Genomic DNA, 1,542 nt, shown 5'->3' with positions numbered 1-1,542 from the left:
TAGCAGTTTGATACAAACCACCGCCAATACCCCACACACTTTAATCCTTATGGATTGTCAAATGCCCGAAATGGACGGCTATGAAGCCACTCGAGCTATTCGCGATGGCAAAGCTGGACAGTTCTACACCGACATTCCGATCATTGCGATGACAGCCAATGCAATGCAAGGAGATAAAGAAAAGTGCTTGGCTGCCGGTATGAACGCCTATCTAAGCAAACCAATTTATAACGACGCACCAATTTCTACACTCATTAGTTATGTGTGTAACAACAAACCTGAATATGAAGACGCACCTATGCCTCAAGATGATACAAGCACCAAACCCAACGCTACTGCTTCAACTAGCGAGCAAGATACCCCTACCCACTGGAACCCTGACGGTCTAAGAGAGAGAATCTACAATAACGATGATTTATTCTCTGCATTGCTGAATAGCTTCCTTAGTGACAGCCCGAAGCACTCTGAAGATATTCTAAAGGCCTGTAACGAATTAGATCTAAAAGCGCTTAAAGCCATTTCACACCTTCTCAAAGGTGTCTGCGGGCAACTTTGCGCCGACAAGCTCCAAAGTCTCTGCGCTGCCATTGAACAGGTTTCTCTAAGACCTATTGAGCAAGTAGATAAGCACGAACTTGAAGGACTTCATGTAGAGTTCACAACAGAGTTAAGCTTGCTCGAACAATCATTTACTGAAGCACTCGACCATAGTACTGCATCGACCAGCGACGAATCAGATGAAACACTCTCTAATGACGAGTTTATAAACCAACTAAACACGCTTCAAAACAAGCTTGAACAATCAGATTATATCGACCCAGACAGTTTAAGCCTCCTTAAAACAGCCTTCCCCGATAGGCAGGAAATCCAAAATTTGGTCATAAAACTCGTTGAAGAAATCAATTTATTTGACAATACGGCAGCATCAACGACACTTAAAGAGATATTGGCTCTGATTCAGACCTCATAACCAGACTGGCACCTAATAAATGGCCCCTCAAATATCGAGCGAGAAACAAGGAAAGCCAACCGTCCTCATTGTTGATGACGCGCCCGCTAACGTCCAAATTCTCGCTCTCATGTTCCGCGATCTTTATCAGGTCAAAGTCGCTACTTCTGGAGCAAAATGTCTGGAAGTCGCTCGTACAGAGCCCCAACCCGAGCTCATTCTACTTGATATCATGATGCCTGATATGGATGGCTTTGAAACCAGCAAGCACTTAAAAGAAGATGAAGAGACGGCTGGCATCCCCGTTATTTTTGTTACAGGCCTTCAAGACTCGCACGATGAAGAAAAAGGCCTTAAGCTAGGCGCCGCCGACTATATTCGTAAACCAGTGAGAGAAGCGATTGCAATCTCGCGCATCAACACACACATCACATTGAAGCAACAGCGCCAAAGGTTAGAAGAGCTTGCGCTCACCGACCAATTAACAGGCCTTTATAACCGGCATTATTTATTAGCCGTAGCTGAACAAAAAGTCGCTAGCGCCAAACGTCATGGCCATCCATTAAGCTTAATGATGGTTGATATTGACCACT

The 1,542-nt window shown here is 44.6% G+C and carries 2 protein-coding genes; both read left to right on the top strand.

Annotated features, from left to right (window positions below; all coding sequences use genetic code 11):
* On the top strand, window positions 1–970 hold a 970-nt coding region (locus A3757_RS23730; protein WP_156506537.1), incomplete at its 5' end, for a response regulator.
* Window positions 971–989: 19 nt separating this feature from the next.
* Window positions 990–1,542: response regulator (locus A3757_RS23725; RefSeq protein ID WP_156506536.1), on the top strand; the 553-nt coding region annotated here is incomplete at its 3' end.

The sequence above is a fragment of the Oleiphilus sp. HI0117 genome, assembly GCF_001635235.1.
This window is presented reverse-complemented; position numbering and strand designations above follow the sequence as displayed.